Annotated in this window: 15 protein-coding genes; 2 read left to right on the top strand and 13 right to left on the bottom strand. The window is 60.2% G+C overall.

Annotation, left to right across the window (positions count from 1 at the left end; all coding sequences use genetic code 11):
- Positions 1–9: 9 nt before the first annotated feature.
- Together rlmH and QWJ34_RS07945 are read right to left on the bottom strand one after the other, a co-directional pair.
- Positions 10–489 (bottom strand): 23S rRNA (pseudouridine(1915)-N(3))-methyltransferase RlmH, encoded by a 480-nt coding sequence (rlmH, locus tag QWJ34_RS07950; RefSeq protein ID WP_302726764.1) that lies wholly within the window; start codon positions 487–489, stop codon positions 10–12.
- Between the two features lie 231 nt (positions 490–720).
- Positions 721–1680: a quinone oxidoreductase family protein gene (locus QWJ34_RS07945; protein WP_302726762.1), complete on the bottom strand. Its 960-nt coding sequence runs from the start codon at positions 1678–1680 to the stop codon at positions 721–723.
- A gap of 244 nt (positions 1681–1924) precedes the next feature.
- On the opposite strand from QWJ34_RS07945, the gene QWJ34_RS07940 reads away from it, so the two are divergent.
- Positions 1925–2392 (top strand): MarR family winged helix-turn-helix transcriptional regulator, encoded by a 468-nt coding sequence (locus QWJ34_RS07940; RefSeq protein WP_302726761.1) that lies wholly within the window; start codon positions 1925–1927, stop codon positions 2390–2392.
- A 127-nt stretch (positions 2393–2519) separates the two neighbouring features.
- Here the strand turns inward: QWJ34_RS07940 and greA are convergent, their stop codons facing one another.
- The 11 genes from greA to QWJ34_RS07885 form a co-directional block, all read right to left on the bottom strand.
- A complete protein-coding gene (greA, locus tag QWJ34_RS07935) occupies positions 2520–2999 on the bottom strand; it encodes a transcription elongation factor GreA (RefSeq protein ID WP_302726760.1) in 480 nt (159 codons plus the stop codon).
- Between the two features lie 75 nt (positions 3000–3074).
- Entirely contained in the window at positions 3075–4142 is a 1068-nt protein-coding gene (locus QWJ34_RS07930; RefSeq protein ID WP_302726759.1) for a YdcF family protein, read from the bottom strand.
- A 123-nt stretch (positions 4143–4265) separates the two neighbouring features.
- A complete protein-coding gene (locus QWJ34_RS07925; protein ID WP_302726758.1) occupies positions 4266–4433 on the bottom strand; it encodes a CxxH/CxxC protein in 168 nt (55 codons plus the stop codon).
- Between the two features lie 59 nt (positions 4434–4492).
- On the bottom strand, positions 4493–5743 hold the full coding sequence (locus QWJ34_RS07920; RefSeq protein WP_302726757.1) for a S1C family serine protease: 1251 nt from the start codon (positions 5741–5743) through the stop codon (positions 4493–4495).
- Between the two features lie 100 nt (positions 5744–5843).
- Positions 5844–6653, bottom strand: a complete 810-nt coding sequence (locus QWJ34_RS07915) for an MBL fold metallo-hydrolase (protein WP_302727498.1) — start codon at positions 6651–6653, stop codon at positions 5844–5846.
- A 31-nt stretch (positions 6654–6684) separates the two neighbouring features.
- Positions 6685–7410: a two-component system regulatory protein YycI gene (gene yycI, locus QWJ34_RS07910; RefSeq protein ID WP_302726755.1), complete on the bottom strand. Its 726-nt coding sequence runs from the start codon at positions 7408–7410 to the stop codon at positions 6685–6687.
- A gap of 116 nt (positions 7411–7526) precedes the next feature.
- Positions 7527–8822: a YycH family regulatory protein gene (locus tag QWJ34_RS07905; RefSeq protein ID WP_302726754.1), complete on the bottom strand. Its 1296-nt coding sequence runs from the start codon at positions 8820–8822 to the stop codon at positions 7527–7529.
- Positions 8823–10688, bottom strand: a complete 1866-nt coding sequence (gene walK / locus QWJ34_RS07900) for a cell wall metabolism sensor histidine kinase WalK (protein ID WP_483314252.1) — start codon at positions 10686–10688, stop codon at positions 8823–8825.
- 3 nt (positions 10689–10691) lie between these two features.
- Positions 10692–11411, bottom strand: a complete 720-nt coding sequence (yycF, locus tag QWJ34_RS07895) for a response regulator YycF (RefSeq protein WP_302726753.1) — start codon at positions 11409–11411, stop codon at positions 10692–10694.
- A 387-nt stretch (positions 11412–11798) separates the two neighbouring features.
- The gene (locus tag QWJ34_RS07890) at positions 11799–13439 is read right to left on the bottom strand and encodes a M23 family metallopeptidase (RefSeq protein ID WP_302726752.1); all 1641 of its coding nucleotides are present in this window, start codon (positions 13437–13439) and stop codon (positions 11799–11801) included.
- 214 nt (positions 13440–13653) lie between these two features.
- The gene (locus QWJ34_RS07885; protein ID WP_302726751.1) at positions 13654–14940 is read right to left on the bottom strand and encodes an adenylosuccinate synthase; all 1287 of its coding nucleotides are present in this window, start codon (positions 14938–14940) and stop codon (positions 13654–13656) included.
- A gap of 455 nt (positions 14941–15395) precedes the next feature.
- Between QWJ34_RS07885 and QWJ34_RS07880 the strand changes: the two genes are divergently transcribed.
- Complete coding sequence (locus QWJ34_RS07880) at positions 15396–15542, top strand: hypothetical protein (RefSeq protein WP_302726749.1); 147 nt, start codon at positions 15396–15398, stop codon at positions 15540–15542.
- The last annotated feature ends 343 nt before the right edge of the window (positions 15543–15885 follow it).

The following is a 15885-nucleotide window of genomic DNA, read 5'->3' as shown; positions in this document are numbered from 1 at the left end:
AATTTCGCCCTACTTATGATACGGTTCGTTCCTGTTAATTTTAATAGCCCGATACACCTGCTCCACCAACACCAGCCGCATCAGCTGATGCGGCAAAGTCATCTTCCCGAAGCACAGCTTCTGCTGCGCTCGCTTCAGCACGTCATCCCCGATCCCGTGGCTGCCGCCGATCACGAATACGACATGGCTGCTGCCGTACGTGCCCAGCCGGTCCAGCTCCGACGCCAAATCTTCCGAGCTCCACATCTTCCCCTCGAGCGCCAGCGCGATCACATGAGCGTCGGGCTTGATGTGGCTCAAGATCCGCTCGCCTTCCTTATCCTTCACGATCTTCACTTCGGCATCGCTCAGGGTGTCCGGGGCTTTCTCGTCCGGCACTTCGACGATTTGCAGTTTCACATAAGGCGTCAGCCGTTTGCTGTACTCCGCGATGCCCTGGACCAGATACTTTTCTTTCAACTTGCCGACTCCGATGATTTGAATAAACATGGTTCCTCCCGTAATCCGTTCATTTGTCTATCTTCCACTATACCGTCCAGCCTGCGGGCTGTCCAAGCTCTTTATGCGGCAGCGGGCCGTTCTCGCAGCAGCCGAAACGCAGGTATCCCTTAGTCATTTTTCCCCACGATAAAAAAAGCTCTTACCGAACGCAACGTCCGTGTAAGAGCTTTTTGCTTCGCATTTCTATAAGCGCTTACCTGCCGGGCCATCCAGCCTGCTTCAAGGCACAAACACAACCCGCCGCGAAGCGTCTGCCGGCTCCTGCCAGACGGCTTCGACCTCGGACAGCGGTACGGTCCGAGTGTTCAAGGACAGCTTGCCGCTCGCGATCGCTTCGATCAGCGCGGGGAATTCGGCGAGGTAGCCGGCGGCGGTGACCGAACCCTGGCCGCTGCCGATCAGGTGGAAGTTGGCCGAGCGCAGCGCGGCGGAAGGGATCGACGCCGAAGCGCCGGCCATCGAGCCGATCTCGATCCAGTGCAGCGCCCGGCTGCGGTCGGAGCGCCGCTTCAGCAGCGGCAGCATGGCAAGCTCCGCGACGTGTCCCCACAGATAGTCGATGACTACATCGACTTCGGACGCCGCTTCGGCGAGGCGGGCGGACACTTCCGCCGGGTCGCCGGACAGCGACACGACTTCGTCCGCTCCCATGCCGAGCAGCTCCTGCAGGCGCTGCGGATCGCGGCCCGCGCCGATTACCCGGCTTGCGCCGAACAGTTTGGCGATGCGGACCGCCATCTGCCCCGAACTGCCGGTTGCGCCCAGCACCAGCACCTGCCCGCCGGGCGAAAAGTCGACGCGGCGGCGCAGCGCCACCCAGGCGGACATCGCCGGGTTCATCGCCGCGGCGATATGCACCGGATCGGCGCCTTCCGGCAGCGGCACGCAGCGGCGCAGATCGACGACCGTCTGCTCGGCCATCGCGCCGTATGCCGTATCGGGCGAAACAAAGTATGCCGTTCTTCCGTCCGGCAAACGGCAGACCCCGTCGACGCCCGGGATCAGCGGCAGCTCGCCGGTGCTGGTGTAGTGCGAACCGTCCGCCTGCCCGCGGACGCGCAGGTGCAGAGCCGACGCCAGAACGTCGACCCGCACTTCGCGTTCGCCCGAAGGCTGCGGCGCCTCAAAGCTTTCATACTTCGGAACCGAACCGAAAGATCTGACTAAGGCTGCATTCATCAATAATTCCTCCTTGGATGGTTAACGTCTATTCGGCGCTGCCGGCGAAGCTTCATGCCCTGTCGCCGGTTGAACTTCGCCTGCGTTTCGTCGTGCTCGTGCAAAGCTCAAGTGTCCAGGCAGCTCGAAATTTTTAGTTTGTCTCACAAACAATATAGTTTGTTCCACGTACTAAGTCAACTACTTTATGCTATAATGACGAAAGAACCCGCCAAACCCATTACACAATCCGGAGTGAACGCTTATGAATAACGAGACTTTCAACCCTGCTTCCCAACCGTCCGTCCCTGAAAATACCTCTTCGATCGTAGACAGCCTCGCCCAGCTGTCGTACGTGATCCAATCGGTGCTGGGCCGTTCGGGCGCCGTGTACGATCTGTCGCCGATCCAGCTTCGTCTGCTCGGCATCCTGCGCGACCGCGAGCCGAGCATGAAGCAGCTGGCCGAACGCCTGGAGCTGGACAAGTCCAGCATCACCGGCCTGATCGACCGCGCCGAGCGCCGGCATCTGGTCGAGCGCATTCCTTCGCCGGAAGACCGGCGCGGCTTCAACGTCAGGCTGACGCCGGACGGACGGCGGATCGCGCGCGAGATCGGCGGCGAGATCGAGCGCCGGATCGGCGAACTGGCCGGGGTGCTTACGGAAGCCGAGCGCGGGCAGCTTGCGTCGCTGGCTCTCAAAGTCGCCGAAGCCCGCAGCGGGCCGGACTGAGCGGCTTACCCCGAAGCTCGGAAGAGCCGCCCGCCCCGCCTTTTTCCACGCCAAAAAAGACGGCCTCCCCGCGCAAACGCGCGGCCGGGCCGTCTTCTTTTTCCGATGCAATTCTTTAACCTGATTCCTACAGTCCCTTGATCTCCAGCAGCTCGTACGAGATCGTGCCCATCGGCGCGTCCACGTTGATCTTGTCGCCGACGGCTTTGCCCATCAGGGCTTTGCCGAGCGGGCTTTCGTACGAGATCTTGCCGTTTGCCACGTCCGCTTCGGCCGGTCCGACCACCTGGTAATCCAGCGTGTCGCCGAATTCGATGTCTTTGAGCACGACGTTGGAGCCCACGTGAATGGTGCTCGAATCGGTATGCGCGGCGTCCGCGATGCGGGCGCTGTTCAGCATTTTCTCCAGAATAATAATGCGCGTTTCCATAAAAGCCTGGTCGTCCTTGGCCGAATGGTACTCGCTGTTCTCCTTGAGGTCGCCGTAGCTGATCGCCAGCTTGATGCGCTCGGCCAGCTCTTTGCGTTTCACGTATTTGAGGTCGTCGAGCTCCGCCTGGAGCTTGTCGAACCCTTCCTGCGTCAATAATACTTCTTCTTCTGCCATGCTTTGCTCACCCCACTTGAGTTTCTTCTTTTTAAGTGTACTCTTTTTCGCCTCAACAATCGACTTATTCCCGGATTATCCGCCGAGCGAACGATTCGTCCACCAGATCGCCAGCACGATCAGGACGAACATCAGCGCAATCCCGCCGAGAAACGTCATATGCCATCTGCGGTACATGGACAAAATGGCGATATACTCGCGGATGAAGGCATTCGGCAGATAATAAAAAGCGGTTTTCGAACCGATTCCGTCCGCTTTCAGCCCCGCTTTGCGCGCGTACACGCCGGCCCGGAACAGGTGGAAGTTGTTGGTCGCGAACACGGCCGTATACTTTCCTTCGCCGCTTTCCGCATCCATGATCTTTTTGGAAAAAGCCATATTCTGCAGCGTGTTGACCGATTGGTCCTCCATGCGAATCTGCTCGCCGGGAATACCCTGCTCCAGCAAATAATTGCGCATGGCGGCCGCTTCCGAGATGATCTCGTCCGAACCTTTCCCGCCGGATACGACGAACACGGGCGGTATGTACGGCACGGCTTCCTGCTTCCTGTAAAAGTCGATGCCGCGCTTCAGCCGTCCGGCGAGCAGCGGCGTCACTTTATCGCCTTTGAGCCCCGCGCCGAGCACCACGATATAGTCGCGCGGCGGCCGCGGGCGCACCAGATTGTACAGCACGCACGATACGAGGTAGCACAGAAAAACAAAGCCGAAGTAACCGGTGACCACCGTCATAAAGCCGACCGGCAGCGCCAGCTCCTCACGGTCCGTCCACAGCGAAGAAGTCATCAGCAGTCCCAGGTACGCAAAGATCAGCAGGCCGAGACCCAGCGTGAGCAGGTTTTTCGGCCTAAAGCCTTCTTTGCGCCAGAGGATGCGCGCGTTGTAGATCAGTCCCGCGCCCGCGCCGACCACCAGCAGCGGCAGCAGCACGACAAACGCGAGCGCTCCGAACGCGGCGGCGTACATGACCGTATTGTTATCGTCGGCGACCCGGATCAGGCTGATCATCAGCGAAAAAGCAAGAAGCAGCAGTCCGAACGTCAGCAGCATGCCGACGCGGATTCGCCGTTTGTCGCGCAGATAGCTGACCAGGAAAGCCAGTAGAACGAGGGCTGTCAGCCCATAGCCATAAAGCGGATTCATCGGTTCAAGGCTCCCTTTCACTTCCGCCGGTTGCCGGTCGGATATCGGATAACGATCATTTAACAAAGTCCGGGCCGGCGGGGCGATCGGGTGCTTCGAATGGATGCCCGGCTCGGGCGAAGGTCAGACGACCAGCACTTCCGCCGGCTGTTCGCAGTGCGCGCACTGGACGGGCGGGTCCCAGTCGGAGAATTCGGTTTCTTTGAGATTCACGAGGTCCGGCGCGTCTTCGTATTCGTCGACGAAGTCCTCCAGCGCTTTCTCGATATGTTGTTTGCAGACACAGTACATGAACGACACTCCCGATTGTTCGATTTATTGGTTTGAAAAAGGCCGCCGAGCGGCCGGGCTTACTCTTCGCCCTGCTCCGGACGTTCGCCGAGCGTAACGCTGACGCTCTGCTTCTTGCCGTCCCGATAGTAGCTGATGGTCATCTTATCGCCGATCTGCTTTTTGCCGTAGAGGTATTTGCGCAGCATAAGCGTGGAGTCGATGCTCTGGCCGTCGAAGCCGACGATCACGTCGTTGAGCTCGATGCCCGCGTCTTTGGCCGGGCCGAGCGATTCCAGCACGACGACGCCTTTGGTCACGCTGCCGGGCAGCTTCAGGCTGTCCACCTGGTCTTCGTCCATCGGCGAGTACGGGTTGTTCAGGTCGAGCGAATACACGCCGAGATACGGCCGGCTGATCTTGCCGCTTGTCAGCAGCTCGCCCGCCGTCGCCATTACCTGGTTGACCGGAATCGCGAACCCGATGCCTTCGACGCCGGTGTCGGCGATCTTCATCGTGTTGATGCCGATCAGGCGGCCGTCCAGATCGACCAGCGCGCCGCCGCTGTTGCCTTCGTTGATCGCGGCGTCGGTCTGGATCACCTGCTGCTCCCAGTCGTAGACGCCGTCTTCGTTGAGCGATACCGGCATGACGCGCTTCGGATAGCTGACGATGCCCGAGGTGAGCGTGTCGCCGAGTCCGAGCGGATTGCCGAGCGCGATCACCGTCTCGCCGAGCCGCAGTTTGTCGGAGTCGCCGATCTGCGCCACAACGCCGACTTTGGCGCTGTCGATCTCCAGCACGGCCACGTCCGTAATCGTATCCGAACCGACCAGCTTGGCTTTGAGGCTGGTTCCGTCGATCAGCACCGTCTCCAGTTCTTTAGCGCCCGCGACGACGTGGTTGTTGGTAATCACGTAAGCTTTTCCGCCGTCTTTTTTGAAAATAACGCCGGAACCCAGCGCCGCTCCCTGCAGCGTCGTATCGCCCGCGGTGCGGTGATTGACGACGCTGACGACCGACGGCCGCACGGACGCCGCGGCCTGGATCAGCCGGTCGTACGGATCGCCGGACGCCAGGGCCGAAGTCGAGCCGAGTCCCGCCGAAGATGACGTTCCGCCGAGCTTCGGCAGCACAAAGACAGCGAACGCGCCGCCCAGCAGCAGCGCGGTGAGCAGCGAAGCCAGCAGCGCGCTCAATACGATCGTGCCGGTGCCCGCGCCGGAGCGGCGGTACCCGCCCGATCGGCCGCGCCGGCGGCTGGAACGTCTCCCGCCTCCGCTGAAGCCTCTGCTTCCGCCGCCGTAATATTCGTCGTCAAACAGGCTCATACTCACCCTTCTCTCTGCATCGCTTCCGGCTTTGCTCCGGTCCCGATTTGCTGTTATCCATTAAACCGATTTGCCGCCCGGCGACTCCGCGGGTTCAAGTTCAGTCTTTGCTTCCCACTTCGTCCCACGGCGTCGGCATATTCCAGTGCGTATCGCGCAGCTGGAATTCGCTGTCCTTGAAGAATACGCCGCAGTCCTCCATCGAGCAGCGCACCGTCATTTTCGCGATCTCCATCATATTGTGGTCGCGGCTGAGATGCGCCAGATACGTCCGCTTGAGCCGTCCGTTGAGCAGATCGCCCAGCGCTTCGCCCGCCGCCACATTGGACAAATGGCCGATATCGCTCAGGATGCGCCGCTTGATATTCCACGGATACCGGCCCATTCGCAGCATCTCGATATCGTGGTTGGACTCCAGCACCAGCACGTCGGAATCGATAATCGACTCTTTGACTTTGTCGCTCATATACCCGAGGTCCGTCGCCAGGCTCAGCTTGTGCGCGCCGTCGTCGAACGTGTAGCCGACCGGCTCCGCCGCGTCGTGCGAAATCCCGAAAGAAACCGCGCGCAGCGAGCCGAAATCTATCGCCGCTCCCGTTTCCAGAATCCTGCGCTGCTCCGGTTCGATCTTGCCCACATGCTTCTCCATCGCTTCCCAGGTGTTCGCGTTGGCGTAGACCGGCAGATGATACTTGCGCGCGATCGCGCCCAGACCTTTGATATGGTCCGAGTGCTCGTGCGTGATCAGGATGCCGCTCAAATGCTCGGGCGACACCTCGCGCTCGCGAAACAGCTCTTCCAGCCGCTTGGCGCTAAGCCCCGCATCGACCAGCAGCGACGTATCGCCGAGCTCCACCACCGTGGCGTTGCCCGTCGAGCCGCTGGACAATACGGTAAAACGCATTCCCATACCCATTGCTCTCTCCTTCTCTCTCGCTGCTTCAGGGACTGATGACGTCTCCGCTTGCGCCCTGTACATAATAGACGCTGTATGCCGCTTCGCTTTCGATCGTAAAGCGCCATACCGGCGCCGCGACCTGCGTCTCGGAATCGAACGTCTGGCCGTAGAAGCCCAGCGCGATATCTTTGACCACCGAGCCTTCGGGCAGATAGTTTTCGATCAGCGTGCCGAGCGCTTTCTGCGCCGGAAGCACTTCCGCGCCGCCGCCGGCATCTTCGATCACGACCGGCGCGCCGCGGTAAGCGGTAATCTTCTGATCGGTATAAAAAAGTTCCAGGTTAACGTTGAACAGCGGCCAGCGCTGCTCGAACAGCGGGTGCAGCGTGAACGAGCCGTCCCCGCCTCCGAACGCGTCGTAGCTGTAGTCGCCGATATTCGGAATCTCCGCTTTCAGCGCCGAAGCCAGGTCGCCCGGCGCGAAGATCAGCTTGCTGTCGGCGGACGCTTTCAGCGGCACCGGTTCTTCCGGCGCGGCGCCGGCGTACCGGTACGAAATCTTCGGCAGGCTCGGCGTATCGCCCGGCACGGAGGTCAGCACCTGGATATTCTTGTCTTCCATCGCCCGCTGCGTGCTTTCGCTCAGCGAATCGAACCCGAGGCTGACGCCCTGCTGCTCGCGCGCATCGGTCCACAGCTGATAGCCGAGCACCAGATTCAGCAGCAGAAACGCATAGATCAATACGTTTTTGGCTCTTCCCCAATCCAAGTCCCGATTCCTCCTTTCGGCCGTATGCCGGCCGGCTCAAGAATCCCGCCGCCGCTACGCTTCCTCCGCCGCCGAAGCAGCCGGGCCCTTCGCGGCGAAGCCGCGCGGCCCGCGCGTCAATTGAACGTGACGGTCGTGCCGTCCGACATTTCGGCGGCCCAGCCCGGCACGAGCCGCAGCGTCTCGCCGTTCATGCGCGGCGTGTACGCCGGATACAAACTAACGACTTTAAGCCCGTGCACTTCTTCGACTTTGGCGATCCGGTCGATCAGCTCCTGTCCGCCGGACAGCGTGTACTGCGGTCCCTGCTCGCTTTCTTCCGTCGTTTCCATCAGGGAACGTTCGTAGAACGAGACGGTGCCCTGCTGGAGAATCAGGTTCATATAGCCGTAGCGCACGGTGCCGCTGCCGAGAATCGGCAGCGAGCCGTAATACTGCTGGAAGCGCAGATTCAGGTCGTCGTCCAGCTTCGACTCGCCGGACGGCAGCACCGCGCGGTAGCTGCCGTTCCAGCCGCCGTGCTGGTTGATGAAGTCCACCGCGGACAGGACGCTTTCCGTAGCGTCCGCGCGAATCGCCGGCACCGCCGCCGGGTCGGTGTACGTCATCCAGCGTCCTTCGTCCTCCACCTGGAGGCTGCGCTTGCTGTCGGTATAGATATCCGAGCCGTCCTGCTCGTGGATATTGCGCGTCACCGCCGGATCGGCGAACAGATTGCGCTGCATCTGGTCGCTTGTAAACGAGGCGGTGTCCAGCACCGCTTCGGCCAGCACGATCGGCTTGGACGGGATATACAGCGTATGCTTCTTGAGCGCCGTATACGGCGTCCATTCCGCGCCGAACGCCACGTGCTGAAGCACGTCCTGCACGGTCAGGTCGATCTGCGTCGCTTCGTACACGTCTTTGCCGTTCGAGCTGAAGAAGAACGCCCGCGGCTTCTCGTCGCCGCTGCCCGTATAGATCCAGATGCGGTCGATGCTCGTCGTCTCGAACGCGGGATCGGCCGCCAGCCGCATCGTTTTCTGCAGCAGCGGCACGGGCAGCCCGGTGCCGAACGACAGCTCGATGCCGGAGTTGTTCTCGGCGATCTTCTCCCAGTCCGTGCCGCCGGACGGCTGCACCTGGAACGCCGCGAAGTCCCGCGCCTGGATACGCGCATAGATCAGTTTGTAAAAAGCGGAATCGGGATAGAAGACCGTATGCCTGTCTTTGCCCATATGGATAACCATCCGGTCGGGATACAGCGTATCCTCGACGCTTTTCTGCTCGCCCATCTCGTCGGTGCGGACGTAGCCCGCCGACGAGACGGCCACCGGGCCCGTGCCGGGCAGCCGGTAGATCAGCAGATAGCTCTGCACCAGACTGACGGCGACCAGCAGGGTCAGCGCCGCCGTTTTGAGCCGTTCCTTCATCTAGGCGCCGCCTCCTTCCGCATAGGCCGGCAGCGTGAAGGTCACGACCGTGCCCTGCCCCAAGTCGGATTCGATATAGATCTCGCCGCCGTGCGCCTGCACGATCTCGCGCGCGATCGCAAGCCCCAGGCCCGTGCCGCCCATGCCGCGCGAGCGCGCTTTGTCGACCCGGTAGAAACGCTCGAAGATCCGGCCGAGTTCTTCTTTCGGGATGCCGATACCGGTATCCGATACGACGACCGCGAAGCGGTCGCCGCTCTCCAGCGGATAAGCGTCCAGCGTCACGCGGCCGCCTTCGGTCGTGTACTTCATCGCGTTCGAGACCACATTGTCCAGCACCTGGTCGATCTGGTCGCGATCGATGCCGACGTAAGCGCCGAGTTCCGGCGAAGCTTCCAGCGAGATCGAGATGCCTTTGCGGCGCATCGGGAACGCGAAGCGCTCCGCGACCTCCTCGATCAGCTCGAACAGGTCGGTGCGCTTGTGCCGCACCGCCGTCTCCTTGGAATCCATGCGCGAGAGCTGGAGCAGGTCCGTGACCAGCCGGATCATGCGCTCGGTCTCGTTCTGGATGACGCCGACGAAGCGTCCGGACACTTCGCGGTCGTCCAGCGCGCCGTCTTCGAGCGCTTCGGTATAGCTCTTGATCGTCGTGAGCGGCGTGCGCAGCTCGTGCGACACGTTCGCCACGAACTCGCGCCGCAGCGTATCGAGCCGTTCCTGCTCGGTGATGTCCTGCAGGACGGCGATCGTGCCGCTGACGCCCACTTCCGCTCCGCCTTCGCGGCGGTGGATCGGGCTGAGCGTCGCCCGGATCGTCAGGTCCTCGCGCCCGCCCGGCGCCGCGGGCGCATCCGGCGTGCCGCCGCTGCCGCCGAGAATAATGCTGCGCAGCCCGGCGTCGACCAGTTCCTCGTCCTCCTCCGGCAGCTCGAGCAGATCCGAGATGCTGCGGCCGATAATCTCGGCTTCCCGCATCCCGAGCATGGCGCTGGCCACCCGGTTGACCAGGATGACCGAACCCCCTTCGTCGGCGGCGATCACGCCGTCGCTCATATTGGTCAAGATGGAGGCCAGCTTCTCCTTCTCCTCTTCGTTGAGCGACAATACGCCCTGCAGCCGGCTCGTCATATGGTTGAACGCTTCGCCGAGCTGCCCGATCTCGTCGCTGCCGAATACCGGCATGCGGACGTGAAAGCGCCCTTCGGCGACCGCGGTCGCCCGTTTGGTCATTTCCTTGATCGGCTGCGTGACCGTGTGCGCCAGGATGACGCCCAGCACGGCCGTCAGCCCGAGCGCGATCAGCACGCCGGAGATGAAAATATTGTTGATCCGCTGCATCGTATCGTACAGCCCCTGCATCGAAGCGACGATATAGATCGCGCCGACGATCTTCTCGCCGCTGAACACCGGCTTGGCGACGACTTTCTTGCGCAGGTTGTCTTCGTCGATAATGTATTCTTCGTTATCGTCGATCCCCTGCAGCGCGCGGCTGACGACGGTCTGCGTATTCTTGCTGTTCACCAGGTCCGCGTGCGAGGACAGCGAAGTGATCAGCACGCGCCCGCTGACGTCGAGCACCTGGATCTCGCCGCTGCTCATGCTGGAGAAGTTGTCGACCAGCGTGCGCAGGCTCGCGGTCTTGTCTTCGGCCGCTTCTCCGCTGCCCGTCCAGTTCTGTCCGGCCAGGACGGATAAGAGCTCCGCCTGCTCTTTGAGGTCGTTCGTAAAGTTGTTCGTCAGCGACGTCTTCATCGCGCTGACGAAGTACACGCCGATCAGCTGCATCGCGATCAGGATCAGCAGCATGTACACGATAATCAGCTTCGCCTGCACCGAACGGAAAAACGGCGCTTTGCGCAGCATCTGTCAAAATCCTCCCGGCTTGTTGGAACGCATCATATAGCCGAGGCCGCGCCGGGTGAGGATATATTCCGGCTTGCTCGGATCGTCTTCGATCTTCTCGCGCAGCCGCCGGATCGTCACGTCCACGGTGCGCACGTCGCCGAAGTATTCGAAGCCCCAGACGGCCTGCAGCAGATGTTCGCGGGTCATGACCCGCCCGGCGTTCTTCGCCATATAATAAACGAGCTCGTATTCGCGGTGCGTCAGGTCGAGCGGCTCGCCGTTCTTGTACACCGCGTACATATCCGTATCGATAAAAAGGTCGTCCACGGCCAGTCCCTGACGCTGGACTTCCGCGCCCGGATGCAGCGACGCGCCCGGCTGGTGTCTGCGCATCTGCGCTTTGACCCGCGCCAGCAGCTCGCGCGTGCTGAACGGCTTGGTGACGTAATCGTCCGCGCCGAGTTCCAGGCCGAGCACTTTGTCGATCTCGCCGTCTTTGGCGGTCAGCATGATGATCGGCACGGCCAGCTTGGCCCGCACTTCGCGGCAGACGTCCATGCCGTCTTTGCCCGGCAGCATCAGGTCGAGCAGAATCAGGTCCGGCGGCTCGCTGAGCGCCAGCTCCACCGCGCGGATGCCGTCGAACGCGCAGGTGACTTCGTAGCCTTCTTTTTCGAGATTGAATTTCAATATATCCGCAATCGGCTGTTCGTCGTCGACAACCAGGATTTTGCCCTGCATTTCTTTCAGCCCCCCTGCTTCGACTCCCCCGTTTTGATGCGGGGATATCTTCGTTATTTTACCATAGGCGACGGGAAAAAGCGCCGCCGGGAATAAACCCGGCGGCGCGGAATGTCGTGAAGAGGCGCTGTTTAGAAAAGTCGGTGAGGGGCGCCGGGGGAGTTTGCTTCGGTCGCGTGTTGAAATCGGGAAGCTGTGATGAGATTTAAGCGGCGGCTTCCCGATTTCAAAGGCGAACGCTATCGCTCCTACACAAACTCCCCCTCTGCCCCTGAGACTTTTCTGCGCTTCGAACTTCTCGACATGGCGGCCGCCGGCTCATACCGGCGGCGCTTTAATGATTGGAGGCGGGAAAAGCAGCGGCTGGGTGGTTCAGCCGCGCGATAATCAAGGCAGATAAGACAAAGGATTCTCGGGGCTGCCGTTATGGCGGATCTCGAAGTGCAGATGCGTGCCGGTGGAACGGCCGGTATTGCCCATCACGCCGATCGACTCGCCGCGGGAAACGGATTGGCCGACGCTCACGCCGATGCTGCTCAGGTGGCCGTAGCGCGTTTCGAAGCCGTCGCCGTGGCTGACGATGATGATGTTGCCGTAGCCGTTCATCTGGCCGGCGTAGGTAACGGTGCCGGGAGCGGACGCCATGATATTCGACGATCCGGTCAGGTCGACGCCGGCGTGCAGTTTACCCCATCTCGTGCCGAAGGTGCTGGAGATGGACGCGCCGCCGACCGGCCAGCCGAATCCGCTGCCGCTGGACGATACCGGCTCCTGCTGCTCGGAATCCGAGCTTTCGCTCGGCGTCGACGATTCAGGCGACGAAGCCGCGGACAAGGAAGTCTCCAGCGTTTTTTCTTCGATTTCGACGACGGGCTTTTCGACCGGTTTGGCTTTGGTGCCTTTGACAACGATCATCGGGGAAGATTTCTTGACCACTTCCTGGCCGATCCATTCTTCGCGCACGATCTCGCCGTTTTCTTTGGTCAGCCGGTAATTGACTTCTTTCACGCCTTTGCGGCCTTTGGAGATCACCATGCGCTTGCCGACGTACATTTCCGAACTGTGGCGGATCTCGATCTCGGCCGCGGTCGGCATTTGTTCCGATACGGATTCGACCGTCGTCACGGTAATGGCCGGATCGGGCAGCGTAATGCGCAGTTTCTGGCCGATCTGGAGCGTGAATTCTTCGATATCCGCGTTGTTGGCATAGATCTCGTCCTGGGTAATCTCGAACCTGGCCGCGATCGAGCTGACCGTATCGCCTTCCGCAACGGTGTAAGTCACCGGTTTTTCTTCGCCGTTCTTGAGCAGGTCGTAGGCTTTGGCCTCGGTCAAGATGCGATCCGGCGACGTTTTGGTATCGGCGTACGAGACTTTTTCATTGACTTTGATCGATTCCAGCTTCGACGCCGAACCCTCCGCGGAAGAAGAGGACGCGCCGGTCGAAGCCAGTTTTTTGACGGCGTTCGACGTCTGCGTTCCTTTTTCTATGTAGGATTTCTCGACTTTATCGATCAGCTTCTTGGCGGTGTCTTCATCCTTCACGATCCCGATCGCCTGTCCGTCCACGAGCAGCTCGACGCCGGTGGCGTACGCTTTGATCATGCCGTCCAGCTTGTCCAGCGTCGCCTGCGTGGCCGGCTCGGCTTTATAGCCCTCGGCCGCTTCCGCGCGAAAACCGTCCGCGTACAGCTTCATGTCCGCGTCCGGATATTTTTTGGAAAACTCCCGCTGTTTCTTCGCAATCAAGTCGGCGAGCTGCTGTTTGTCCGCGATCGTGCCGACCGCTTCGTCGCCCGAATAAACCGTATAATAAACCGTAGTATGATCTTCGATATATCGGAACCCGGCAAACGTCAGTCCGCCCGCAAGCGCCACGCTTCCGAGGATGCCCGCCGCCCATTTGCGCGCCCGGTTCGGCCCTCTGGTTCCCGCTGTGAATGTGCCCGGCCGACGCATCTCCGGTTGAGTGTCCGACTGCTCCAGGGATACATTTTCGCTCGGGCCGCTGCTGCTTTGACTCTCCATGATCTTCTCCTTTGCCTTGCAAACTTACGGGGGGAAATAGTAACAAAATCTTAACCTTTTCAACCCTTGTCTACTTTACCACACCCACGAAGAAATTTTCAACTTTGACAAAATGAGAAAAACCCGCGCGGGGCGCGGGTTTGAACGTAGCTAACTCTCTTTTTATACGAACAAGATGTGACATCCCGCCCGCCGCTTTCGCTTCGACGCGGACTTATACGTAAATCGGCAGAACCGGATTCGTCTGCTCGCGGTTGCGGCCGACCGAGAAGATGGCGATCGGAATCCCGGTCAGTTCGCTGACGCGGTTGACGTAATTGCGGGTCGTTTCCGGCAGATCGTCGAGCGTCTTGGCACCCGTGATGTCTTCGTGCCAGCCCGGCATTTCCTCGTACACCGCTTCGCATTCCGACAGCAGTTTGAGGCTCGCCGGATAGTGGTTGATGACTTCGCCGCGCAGCTTATAACCCGTGCAGATCTTGACCGTTTCCAGCCCCGTCAGCACGTCGAGCGAGTTGAGCGACAAGCCGGTGATGCCGCTGACGCGTCTGGCGTGGCGCACCACGACGGTGTCGAACCAGCCCACGCGGCGCGGACGGCCCGTTACGGTGCCGTATTCGTGCCCCGTTTCGCGGATGGTGTCGCCGATCGCGTCGTGCAGCTCGGTCGGGAACGGACCGTCGCCGACGCGGGTCGTGTACGCTTTGGCGACGCCGATTACCTGCTGGATTCTCGCCGGGCCCACGCCCGAACCGATGCATACGCCGCCCGCGGACGGGTTGGACGAAGTGACGAACGGATACGTGCCCTGGTCGATATCGAGCATGACGCCCTGCGCGCCTTCGAACAGCACTTTTTTATCCTCGTCGATATAATCGTTCAGCACGACCGACGTATCTTTGACGTAAGGACGCAGCACTTCCGCATATTCCAGATAGCTCTTCAGAATTTCTTCGACGTCCACCGGCGTACCGCCGTAGACCTGCTCGATGATATGGTTCTTTTCTTTGACCAGATGGCGCAGCTTGAGCTCGAATTCCTCGGCGTCCATCAGGTCGGACATGCGGATGCCGGTGCGCGCCGCTTTGTCCATATAGCACGGCCCGATCCCTTTGCCGGTCGTCCCGATCTTGTTCGGTCCTTTACGTTCTTCTTCCAGCGCGTCCAGCACCATATGATACGGAAGAATGATATGCGCGCGGTCGCTGATAGACAGGTTCTTGGTTGTAAAATCGTTGTCGTGAATATAATTAATCTCGTCGATCAGCGCTTTGGGGTTGATGACCATCCCGTTGCCGATCACGCATGCTTTATCTTGATAGAAAATGCCCGACGGCACCATCGTGAGTTTATATTTTTTGCCTTCGATCAAAATGGTATGGCCCGCGTTGTTGCCGCCCTGATAGCGAGCGACCACGTCGGCGCCTTCCGCCAGATAATCCGTGATTTTGCCTTTGCCTTCGTCTCCCCACTGCGTTCCCACTACGACTACCGTTGCCATTGTACATTCCTCCGTGGGTGCCTTTGCACCTTTGTATTGGTCGTCCGTCCTCTATCCCGGCAGGAATTTCGTCAGTGGAAAATACCGGCGGAGAAGCGTGCTAACGGACGAGCGGAAACGGCTCTTCGACGCTTTTCCCTATCCTTTAGTCGAGTGAAAAAAGGACGAAAAAAGCCGGAGAGCGATCCTTATGCTGCTTTAACGCAGCAATAACAGTGTACCAGCCCCATTTTTTAAAGTCAAATAAATGACGAACGAATTCACGTTTCCGTAAAAGGAACGTTCGGAACTGAATGCTTCTTCTGTCAAGAAATCTGCCATACTTCTACACTTCTTTTCTCATTCGCTTTCCCGGCCCCGAACCGGTTTTGTTTTTCGCCCGATTGCCGGAAACGGTTCCCGGGACCGATCCGGAGCGAAACCCACCACGAATCGACAACAGAGGAGGAAAGCAAGTGAATAAAATCGGCCTCAAACTGCTCGCCAACGCCGTCGTGATCGTCGGTCTCTTCGAATTCGCTTTCCATATCCGGCTCCTCCAAAGCGGCATCCCCGGTCGTAACGACAATGAAGGCAACGGGAAACTGCCGATGCAGCGTTGAGGGAGACAGGACCTCAGGAAAACTAATATTGCTTTTTTAAATTCACTGTGCTCGCCAGGGGCGGCACCCTAAGCTTTTCAAAACGAAGAAGAAGGGCCCGGCATATCTCAAGCCGGGCCCTTCTTCTCTCCCCTCCCTACCCCCGAGGCCGCCCGGTTGGCGGCGGCTTTTAGGGGTGGGCGGCTTGGCCATGTGTGCAGCAGCCTGGAAAATGAATGCGGAGGGAAGGGGATGTTCGTGGAGGAGTTAAAGACTTTCGAAGAAAGTCACATCGGAAGCAGCGTGCCCAGCCAAGCACTCTTTTTCTAGCCGGTGAAAGTCCGGTCGCGGGAGGGGCCAAGCC

It is taken from the genome of Saccharibacillus sp. CPCC 101409, assembly GCF_030518235.1.
Taxonomy (GTDB): Bacteria; Bacillota; Bacilli; order Paenibacillales; family Paenibacillaceae; genus Saccharibacillus.
Note: the sequence above shows the minus strand (reverse complement) of the source record. Positions and strands in the feature narration are given on the sequence as shown.

Bases quoted from the DNA above. Each gene is read 5' to 3' on its own strand.
- QWJ34_RS07945 (WP_302726762.1), bottom strand. From the start codon at position 1,680: ATGAATGCAGCCTTAGTCAGATCTTTCGGTTCGGTTCCGAAGTATGAA.
- rlmH (WP_302726764.1), bottom strand. From the start codon at position 489: ATGTTTATTCAAATCATCGGAGTCGGCAAGTTGAAAGAAAAGTATCTG.
- QWJ34_RS07890 (WP_302726752.1), bottom strand. From the start codon at position 13,439: ATGGAGAGTCAAAGCAGCAGCGGCCCGAGCGAAAATGTATCCCTGGAG.
- QWJ34_RS07885 (WP_302726751.1), bottom strand. From the start codon at position 14,940: ATGGCAACGGTAGTCGTAGTGGGAACGCAGTGGGGAGACGAAGGCAAA.
- QWJ34_RS07920 (WP_302726757.1), bottom strand. From the start codon at position 5,743: ATGAGCCTGTTTGACGACGAATATTACGGCGGCGGAAGCAGAGGCTTC.
- greA (WP_302726760.1), bottom strand. From the start codon at position 2,999: ATGGCAGAAGAAGAAGTATTATTGACGCAGGAAGGGTTCGACAAGCTC.
- walK (WP_483314252.1), bottom strand. From the start codon at position 10,688: ATGCTGCGCAAAGCGCCGTTTTTCCGTTCGGTGCAGGCGAAGCTGATT.
- QWJ34_RS07925 (WP_302726758.1), bottom strand. From the start codon at position 4,433: ATGTACTGTGTCTGCAAACAACATATCGAGAAAGCGCTGGAGGACTTC.
- QWJ34_RS07905 (WP_302726754.1), bottom strand. From the start codon at position 8,822: ATGAAGGAACGGCTCAAAACGGCGGCGCTGACCCTGCTGGTCGCCGTC.
- QWJ34_RS07915 (WP_302727498.1), bottom strand. From the start codon at position 6,653: ATGGGAATGCGTTTTACCGTATTGTCCAGCGGCTCGACGGGCAACGCC.
- QWJ34_RS07940 (WP_302726761.1), top strand. From the start codon at position 1,925: ATGAATAACGAGACTTTCAACCCTGCTTCCCAACCGTCCGTCCCTGAA.
- QWJ34_RS07930 (WP_302726759.1), bottom strand. From the start codon at position 4,142: ATGAATCCGCTTTATGGCTATGGGCTGACAGCCCTCGTTCTACTGGCT.
- yycF (WP_302726753.1), bottom strand. From the start codon at position 11,411: ATGCAGGGCAAAATCCTGGTTGTCGACGACGAACAGCCGATTGCGGAT.